General features: G+C 71.2%; 5 protein-coding genes. 4 read left to right on the forward strand and 1 reads right to left on the reverse strand.

Going from position 1 to position 9,535, the window contains the following annotated elements; translation table 11 throughout:
• Nucleotides 1-12: 12 nt before the first annotated feature.
• Complete coding sequence (locus ACIBLC_RS36105) at nt 13-1,095, forward strand: type VII secretion system-associated protein (RefSeq protein ID WP_399215651.1); 1,083 nt, start codon at nt 13-15, stop codon at nt 1,093-1,095.
• 114 nt (nt 1,096-1,209) lie between these two features.
• On the opposite strand, the gene ACIBLC_RS36110 is transcribed toward ACIBLC_RS36105, so the two are convergent.
• Nucleotides 1,210-4,614, reverse strand: a complete 3,405-nt coding sequence (locus tag ACIBLC_RS36110; protein WP_399215653.1) for a right-handed parallel beta-helix repeat-containing protein — start codon at nt 4,612-4,614, stop codon at nt 1,210-1,212.
• 240 nt (nt 4,615-4,854) lie between these two features.
• Here ACIBLC_RS36110 and ACIBLC_RS36115 point away from each other — a divergent pair, with 240 nt between their 5' ends.
• From ACIBLC_RS36115 to ACIBLC_RS36125, 3 genes are all read left to right on the forward strand, one after another.
• Nucleotides 4,855-5,280: a DUF6924 domain-containing protein gene (locus ACIBLC_RS36115; RefSeq protein WP_399215654.1), complete on the forward strand. Its 426-nt coding sequence runs from the start codon at nt 4,855-4,857 to the stop codon at nt 5,278-5,280.
• A gap of 33 nt (nt 5,281-5,313) precedes the next feature.
• A complete protein-coding gene (locus tag ACIBLC_RS36120) occupies nt 5,314-5,736 on the forward strand; it encodes a DUF6924 domain-containing protein (RefSeq protein WP_399215655.1) in 423 nt (140 codons plus the stop codon).
• 108 nt (nt 5,737-5,844) lie between these two features.
• Nucleotides 5,845-9,282, forward strand: a complete 3,438-nt coding sequence (locus ACIBLC_RS36125) for a BTAD domain-containing putative transcriptional regulator (protein ID WP_399215656.1) — start codon at nt 5,845-5,847, stop codon at nt 9,280-9,282.
• The last annotated feature ends 253 nt before the right edge of the window (nt 9,283-9,535 follow it).

Consider the following 9,535-nt stretch of genomic DNA (forward strand, 5'->3'; position numbering starts at 1 on the left):
AAAGACAGCATCATGGTTGACAGCACGCCGCAGACCGGCAACGCCCTGACAGACGACCTGCCGTACCTGCTCCGGAGCCGGGAAGAGGCGGTGGACGGCTCGGCCCCCACGCTGACCGAGGCCTACGAGGACGCCACTCCCCCGATCCTCAGCCGACCGGTCGTTCCGGAGGACCTCGCCCCGGAGCGGGAGGACGCCCTCACCGAGGCTGACCCGGTCGACAACGCCCTCGCCCAGGCCGTACCGCCGCCGCCCGAACACATCGCACAGGCCGCCCTGTTGGCCGGTGACCACTGGTTCGCCCTCGTCGATCCCTCTTGGACCCAGGCCTGGCCTCCGCCCGAGTGGACGGTCGTGGGTGAGTGGCGTTCCGACGCCTCCGGCGAGATCGTGGAGTGGCGGCACAACCCGTCCTATGTGCGGTCCCCGGCTGCCCGTGGCTGGGCCCGGCCCACCGATCCGATCGACGCCGCAGTGCAGCGAGCCGCCGCGGGTTACGGGCGCGAGCACGAGGTGCCCGATCTTCTCGCACAGGCTGACGTGGCGGTGCTCGTCGGCCCGGACGGCCGACCGGTGACAGCGGTCGCGCCGGACGGCAGCCCCGTCGTGCTCGCCTTCACCTCGCAGGCTCACCTGGCTACCGCGGGGCGTCTCCTGTACGAGATCCACACGGTGTCGGACCTCGCCGAACAGCTGCCGGAAGAGCATCAGCTCTACCTGAACTGCTCCGCGCCCGTGTCCATGTGCGTCGAACCCGACGCACTCGACCGGGCACTCGCGAAAACGCATGTGGAGACCGAGCCGTACGACACGTCACGGGACGTGGACCTCACCTCGGAGCGGGGCGGCGCACCGGACGAGGACAGCGACCCATCGGTCGGATCCGCTTTCAGTATCGAGACCGCGGGCTCCACGCCCGACCCCCTGGCGTCCACGCCCCGGTCCGAGCCGTCCGAGCCGCCCGCAGTCGACGCCATGGCGCGGCCGGCCGGCGTCACGGATGCTCCGGAAGTCCCCGAGCCGCCGAACGCTGCGCCGTCCCGCACCCTTTCCGAGAGCGTGGCCTCAGCGCTGATGACAACGGAGGGCCGCTGACCGACCCGTGGCGAAGTGGTCCCCGCGTGCGTCGCAGGGCCCACTTCGGCCCACGTCGGTCCACGTCCGTCTCTATCGGCACCAAGAGCTGGAGGCCGGCCGCGGCCCCTCCACTCAGACGGACAAGTGCCGGCCGGGGTTCTGCTGGACGGACCGCTCGGCCTGTGTCCACGCGGTGCTCGACACGTCGGGCACATCCTCGGGCAGCAACTGCTGAAGCTCCTCAAGGCCTGGCGAGGCCAGGCCGCCGAGCCGCCGGGCCTGGCGTGTCGTCATCGACTGGAAGAGCTGCCGGGCGGTGCGGGCATTGCCGAAGGACCGGTCCCGGGGCAGCGCGTCGAAGTACGTGTGCAGGACGTCGACCGTCCCGGGAACGCAGGTGTAGCCCGACTCGGTCGCCTGCGCGCAGACGATGGTGACCAGTTCCCCGGTGGTGTAGTCCTCGAAGTGCACATTGCGGGAGAAGCGCGACGCCAGGCCGGGGTTCGAGGCGAGGAACCGCCGCATCTCGTCGCTGTACCCGGCGACGATCACGGCGACCTCGTCACGATGGTCCTCCATCAGCTTCAGCAGGGTGTCGACCGCCTCACGGCCGAAGTCCGAGGGCGCGTGCTCCGGCGTGAGGGCGTACGCCTCGTCGATGAACAGCACGCCGCCCAGAGCCCGTTCGAACACCTCGCGCGTCAACTGGGCGGTGTGGCCCACATACCGGCCCACGAGATCAGCACGGGCCACCTCCACCAACTGGCCACGCGGCAGCACACCCAACGCGTGGAGCAGGTCCGCGTACAGGCGGGCCACGGTGGTCTTGCCGGTACCGGGGGGCCCGGCGAAGACCAGATGGTGGCCGAGTCTCGGGGCGGGCAGACCGACGGCCTCGCGCTGCTTGGCAGCGGCAAGGACGCTGACCATGTCGCCGACCTCGCGTTTGACCGCGCCCAGGCCCACCATCGCCTCCAGCCCGGCGAGCAGTTCCCCCGGGTCGCGGGGGCCCGTCGCGCCCTGCCCGTCCTCGTCGTCGCCGACGTCGGCCGGAAGCAGCAGCGTGAGATCGCTCTCCGCGGGGTCGACCACGGTCGCGAGCCGGACGGCCTGGCGGTCGACCATCTCCTCGAACACACGGCGTGCGGCGCGGCCGTTGCCGAATCCCGCGTCGCGTGGCATGCGCTCGTAGAGACGGACCAGTGCGTCACGCGTACTCGAGTGCAACGCGTAACGGTGAGCCGTGCACATGTTCTCGGTGATCGTCACCATGTCGGTGTCGGAGTAGTCGGCGAACTCGATGCTGCGGGTGAAACGGGAGGCCAGCCCGGCGTTCGCGGTGAGGAAACCTTCCATCTCCGCGGTGTACCCGGCCACCACGACCACCACGTCGTCGCGGTGGTCCTCCATCAGTTTCACGAGGGTGTCGATGGCCTCCCGACCGAAGTCGGCCCCCGAACCCTTGCTGTCGGAGAGCAGTGTGTAGGCCTCGTCCACGAAGAGCACTCCGCCGAGTGCCTCCTTGAACGCCTCGGTGGTCTTGATGGCCGTGCCACCGATGACCTGGGCCACCAGATCGGCCCGGGAGACCTCGACCAGATGTCCTGAGCGCAGCACGCCGAGCTCGGCGAGGATTCCGCCGTAGAGGCGTGCCACGGTGGTCTTGCCCGTGCCGGGTGGTCCCGCGAAGACCAGGTGGCGGCTCATCGGCGGTACGGGCATGCCGAGTTTCGCCCGGCGTTGTGCCAGCTGGTTGAGGTTGACCAGCGTGGCGACCTGTCGTTTGACGCCCTCCAGGCCGACCAGAGCCTCCAGTTCGGCCATCGGCCCCTTGGCCGTCGGCGGCTGCGCCCGCGGGTCGGCGAGGCCCCTCGGATCCTCGCCGCCGCGGGCGGCCGGTCCCGCGTCCCGGGCTCCGTCGCCGCTGAGTTCCGTGCCCCAGGAGTCCGGTACGGCGTTGTCCCCACTGGACAGGTCCTCGACGGCCAGCCGCTCGGTGGCACGGGTCAGGCGCAGGCCGGACCCCCGGTTGTCACGAGTGACACAGCCGGTGACCGACACCGCGTCGGCGCTGTCGACCCGGATGCCGTCACCGAGACCGCCGGTGATCTCGCACTGGGCGAGGGCGGCCCGCGCCCCGGCCGAGACCTGGACTCCGTGTGCTCCCGAAGCGGTGATCCGGGCCCGGGTGACGGTCACGTCCGCACCGGTGCCCGCGACCACTCCCGAGGCGCCGCTCGCGTGGATCTCACCGTCGCGCAGTGTCACCCTGCCGCCCTCGGAGACGAGGACCCCGCTCTCCTTGGCCGCGCGAAGCGTGCAGTCGCCCAGGAAGATGTTGCCGCCGTCGGTGATCCGGACGGCGTTCGCGCCCGCGTCCTCGATCAGGCAGCCCTCGAGCCGGCCGCGCCCGCCGTCGCTGACCTCAACACCGTCGGTTCCCGGGGAGCGCACGACCGCACGGTGGAGCAGGGGGTTGGCGCCGGAACGGATCGAGACGGCGACTCCGGCCGCGTAACCGATCTCCAGCCGGTCGAACTCGGCGGCGGAGTCCTCGGCCAGCAGGACGGCCGCGCCCGCGTCAGCGCAGTCGCGTACCACCGCACGATCGAGAACGGGGGTCGCTCCGCCCAGTACATGGATGGCATGGCCGGCGGACGACAGGAATTCGCACTCCTCGAAGGTCCCCCGCGACCGCTCGCCGACGAACAACCCGGTCGCCGCGGTCTCCGCGGTGCGGCAGCGCCGCAGCGTCGGATCACTTCCGGCGGCCACGACGATCCCCGCCTGCGAGGTCACGGTGACGGTGACGTCCTCCAACACCGGGCGGGCGCCGGAGGTCACGAAGACACCTGTGGACACGTCGTGGACGGCGGTGCGCAGCACCGTCGTCGAACTGAGTCCCTCCAGAGCCACGGCAGGCTTGTCGGTGTCCGAGATCTCGCAGTCCTCCACGGAGCCGCGCGCCTCGCCGTTGGCCAGCACACCGTTGCCGCGGGCGTCCCGCAGACGGCAGCCGCGGATCGTGGCGCGCGACTGCTCGCCGAGGACGATCGCGGACGATCCGACATGCTCGACCACGCAGTCCTCGACCACGCTCCCGCCCGGGGCGACATCGACGACGCCCGCGCCCGCCGGGTTGCTGATCCGGCAGCCTCGCATGGCCAGCGACCCCGACAGCCGGGCCAGCACCGCCGTCCACCCGGAACCCACGACGGTGCAGCGCTCCATGGCCACCTGCCCCCGGGGCACATCGACCACCGGCACGTCCTCCTCGCCGCCGCGCAGGAGCAGGTCGGTGAGCATGACCTCCTCGGCCATGAGGACCAGGGCGCTGCCGTGGCGGGGGCAGATCTCGGCGCTGTCCCGGCCACCGGAGGCGACGATCGTCACCCGGGTGCGCACCGTGAGGTTTTCGGGATAGCGCCCCGGAGCCACGCTGATGACGGCACCGGCACGTGCCTGCGCCAAGGCTTCGCTGATGGTGCGGTACCCGTCAGGGCGGTCCGGGCAGACTGTGAGCACCTGCCGTGACACTGTTCAAAACCTCCTGAGCCACGTACACGCGGTACGCGGACGGCGCGGTGACCCGGGGCCTTGGCCACGGAGCCGCGCCGATGGGGTCGGCTGTGGGCACCCGGATCATAGGCAGCCCGTTGTGCGTAGGAAGTGACCGTGGGACCGGACTCCTGCGGTCTCGAACTCGCGTACGCTCTCTCTGACTTGCCCGCGCTGCACGCGGTCGTGCGTCAGCAGCCCTTTCGCGAGGATCACACCGTGCCCCAGCCACTCACGCCCGCGCCACTGCCGTGCCACAACCACGCGGCTCCCCTGGTGCGTACCTGTTTCTCCGACGAGCGGTCGTGGCAGACCCTGCTCGTGCGCGTGGGAACACCTTCCGAGGATGACTTCCTGGCGAACGTCGACGTTGTCGACGACGTCGCGTACGCGGATTGTTCGCCGGAGCGGATAGCGGGCCTGACGCCACCGGAGAAGCAGCTGGTGGTGATCGCCGACGAACACGCACTCAGCGCGCCGGGGAACCCGCTCCTCGTCGTCCGGACCGGCTCCGCGCGGCACGCGGAACTTCGGGTGGTGACCTCGCAGTTGTGGTCGATCGAGAACAACCTCACCTGGGCCAACATGGACTGGGACGAATTCGTCGCAGCCGCGGACGAGGACGGCGTGTTCCGGGGTTTCTGATCAGGGATCGAGCTGAGAGAGAACGAGTTTCCTGTGAACGAACTTCCAGGGGGCAGTGGCGTCCTGTTGGTCAGGACCCACTTCACCGATCAGACGGCGTGGGAGCAGTTGTGCGCATGGTTGCGCGGCTACGTCCCCGAGGGCCTGCTCGTGGATCTGCGCACAGTGGACGAAGCACGGTACGAAGGCATGACGGCGCGGCAGCTCGTGACCCTCGTCCCCGACCACGCGGACTATCCCTGTGTCTTCGTGGCGGATGCCGTCACCTTCGCGCAGCCGGTGGCGTCAGCGCGTGACCGTGTTCTCCTCGTTGTCGAGGTCGCTGACGACGGCCCGGGCGGAACGTTCCCGGCCACGGCGTCGGCGCTCGCCGAGATCGAGGCGAATCTGTCGCTGGCGAACGCGGACTTCGGCGACTACGTGGAAGGGCTCGCCCCCGACGGGGTCTATCGCTGACCCGACAGCACGTGCTCACCGGCGGCACGGTGGCCCGTCCGCCGGACCCCGGCCCCGGCCTGGTGCGCCGGAGTTTCTCCGGGGGACATCTCCGGTACATTCCCGTCCGTGCTGCGAATACGAGTCCTGGGTTCCCTGGGTGCCGACGTCGAGGGAACACCGGTCGAACTGGGTTCCCCGCGGCAGCGAGCTGTCTTCGGGCTACTGGTCGCGGCCCGGGGGGCGGTGGTGTCGGTGGACCGCATGGTGGACGCCGTGTGGCGCGGAGTTCCCCCGGCCAAGGCCATCGTCTCCCTGCACGCCTACGTGTCGAACCTGCGCCGCCTGCTCGAACCGCGGCGGCCCGCACGGGCGCCCGCGACCGTTCTGGTCACCGCCCCGCCCGGATACGTTCTGCGGTTGCCCCCGGACGCCGTGGACGCCTGGCGTTTCGAGGCGCAGGTGGGTCGTGCCCGGAGCGCTCCGGTGGGCCAGGCCCGCGAACTGCTGACCGAGGCCCTCGGATGGTGGCAGGGCCCCGCGTTCCTGGAGCACGCGGACGAGATGTGGGCCGCGTCGGAAGTGAACCGGCTGACCGAGCTGTACGCACAGGCGCGGGAACTCGCCGTCGACGCCGATCTGCGCGCGGGGCACGCCGACGAGGCGACGCTGACCGCCCAGGCCCTGGTCGAGGAGAACCCGCTGCGGGAGGAGGGGTGGCGACTGCTGGCGCTCGCCCATTGGGCGTGCGGCCGGCAGGCCGGCGCTCTCTCCTCGTTGCGTCGTGCCGCGCGAATACTGCGGGACGAACTCGGCTGTGATCCCTCGCCCGTCCTGGTCGAGCTCGAGCAGGCCGTGCTGGCCCGGCGGCTCGACGTGCTCCGCGCGGTCGTACCGGAACCAGTTCCGGCATCGACAACTGCCTTGTTGGACAACGCCGTTGCGACCCCCGTACCGGCAACTGTCGCCCCTACCACTGCAGCTGCCGGTGCGGCTACCGCTGTCGACACCGGCGCCGCCGCCGACCTGTCCACGAACGGACGCGCCCCCTTCGTCGGCAGACACGACGAGTTGCGCGCGGTCGCCGGCGCCGCGCTGGCCGCCCGGCACGCGGCCAGTACCACGCTGGTCACCGGCGAAGCCGGCGCCGGGAAGACGGCGCTTCTGGTCCGGTTCGCCGAACACCTGCGATCCGACGGGTGGTTCGTGGTGGTCGGCCGCTGCCCGGAGTACGAGGGAGCGCCGCCCGCCTGGGCCTGGGTGGAGGCTCTAGGCGCACTCGCCCGCGACATCCCCCCGGCCCAACCGGGAGAACTGGCCGCGCTGTTGGGCGAACCCGGTGCCGGGGAGGCCCCGACGGGCGACGCGGCGACCGTCGGACGCTTCCGTACGCACCGCGCCTTCGCCGCCTGGCTGCGGGACGCGGCGGGCCGGCAGCCGCTCGCCGTGTTCCTGGAGGACCTGCACCGCGCCGACGGCGAGACGCTCGCCCTGCTGGAAGCCGCGGCCGCGGTCACCGGCGTCCCCCTCCTCACCGTCGCCAGCTATCGTCCGGCCGAAGCGGGGGAACTTCTGGGCAAGACCCTCGCCCATCTCGCCCCCGGCTCTCCGCACCGGATCGCGCTCGGTGGTCTGCCGGCACAAGATGTCGCGACACTGGTGGAGGCCGTCTGCGGCCGGCCCGTGGACGCGAGGACCGTGACGGCGCTCACCGACCGCACCGGCGGAAACCCCTTCTACATCCTGGAAAGCGCGCGGCTGCTGGCCCGTGAGGGCGCTCTGGTGGCCGTCTCCGAGGTCCCGCAGGGCGTGCGCGACGTGCTGCGCAGACGCCTGGCTCTTCTGTCTGCCGACGCTCGCTCCGCCCTGCAGCTCACGGCCGTCGTGGGACTCGAAGCCGATGTCTCGCTCCTGATCGACGCGGCCGACCTGGACGAGGACACGCTCCTGTGCGGACTGGAGGCCGCCCTCGCCGCGGATCTGCTGACCGAGCCCGGCCCCGGTCGCGTCCGCTTCGTGCATGCCCTGGTGCGTGACACCGTGTACACGGACCTGTCCGTCGTACGGCGTTCCCGTCTGCACGACCGCGTGGCTCGGCAACTGCGCTGCCGGCGCCCGGACGATCTCGCCGCGCTGGCCCACCACTTCGCCCGCTCCGGCAGAAGCTCGACCGCGCCCCTGGCCATCGACTACGCGCTGCGCGCGGCCGAGTTGGCCGAGCGGCGGTACGCCCACGACGTGGCCGTGGACCTGATCCAACAGGCGCTGGATGCGCACGCCGCCGCCGCGTCCGACTCCGACGGGCATCGTGAGGCCATGGTCGTCCTCCTGGTGCGCCTGCTGGGTGCGCAGGTACGGGCCGGCGCGACCGACGCCGCCCGCAGAACCCGGCAGCGCGCCGTCGACCTGGCCATACTCGCCAACCGCGATGATCTGGTGGCGGCGGTCTACGGCGCCTGGACCGAACCCTCGCTGTGGCGCAGCAGGCTGGAGGGTTTCTTCGACCGGACCGCGCTGACCCGACTCGAGCAACTGGCGCAGGACAGCACACTGGACGATCCGACGCGCGCACGAGTGCTCCAGGTCCTCGTGGACGCCGTAGCCGCCGAGGACGCACCGCGGGCCGCCGAGGCGGCGCACACCCAACTGACCCTGGCTCGCGCTGACGGCGACCCCCGTCTGCTGGCCTCCGCTCTCATGACATCCGCGAGGCTGATGCCCCATGAGGCGCAGAACACGGCCCGCCCGCCCCTCGTCGCCGAGTTGCGCCGGCTCGCCCTGACCTACGATCTGCCTGCCTACCGCTGGGTGTGCGAGCACCTGGACTCCCTGACGGCCGCCGCACGCAACGATCCCGACCTGGTACGCAGGCACACCACCGACGGCCTGGACATAGCGCGCCGCTACCGGATGCTGTGGGCGCAGGGCATCAACACCCTCGCCTCGGCCATGCTGGCCACGATCACGGGCCGCTTCGGCGTGGCGGAGGCCGGATACGCCGAGGCGGACGTCCTGCTGCAGCGCATCGGAGCGCACCAGGCCGCCGCCCCGCGCACACTGGGCCTGATGACCATCCGGCTCACGCAGGGCAGGACGTCCGAGATCGAGCAGGACGTCCGGGACCTGCACGCGACCGTCGGCGACCCCATCGCCGTGTTGCACGCGCTCGTCCTGGCCCGCCTGGGCCGCACGGACGAGTCGCGGCTGGTGTCCTTCCCGTCGCGGCCGATGACGGACCACCTGTACGGGCTGGAGCTCGACTACCGCAGCGAACTCGCCGTTCTGCAGGGCGACACCGACGCCGCGACCGTGCTGATCGGACACCTGACGCCCGTCCGGAACCAGTTCGGCGGCACCGCCGGCGGCGCCTACGCCAGTCGTCCCCTCGCCCACGCCCTCGGCGACCTGTACCGGCTGGTGAAAGAGGATCAGGCCGCGGCCGACTCCTACGCGCAGGCTGAACGGGTCGCGCACGCCTGGAACTCGGCCCACCACATAACCGCCGCCCGCCGGGCCACAGCGGATCTGCGAGCCGCCGGAGACCGGCGCCGGACGTTCGCCCCGTAGGAAGGGTCTTCGACCAGCTGCACCGGATCCTGCTGGCCGAACCGAACGCGGTCGGCCGCCTCGACTGGTCGAGGGCCTGCGTGGACGGCTCTCACATCCGCGTAAAAAAGGGGCGCCGACACTGGTACGTCGCCGGTCGACCGGCGGAAAACGGGCAACAAACACCACCTGATCTGCGACTGCCTCGGCACTCCCCTCACGGTCATCACGACCGCGGCAAACGTCAACGACGTCACCCAGACCCTCGCCCTGG

It is taken from the genome of Streptomyces sp. NPDC050535 (genome assembly GCF_044457665.1).
Lineage (GTDB): Bacteria > Actinomycetota > Actinomycetes > Streptomycetales > Streptomycetaceae > Streptomyces.

Coding starts and splice junctions, on each gene's coding strand:
- ACIBLC_RS36105 (WP_399215651.1), top strand. CDS start 13: ATGGTTGACAGCACGCCGCAGACCGGCAACGCCCTGACAGACGACCTG.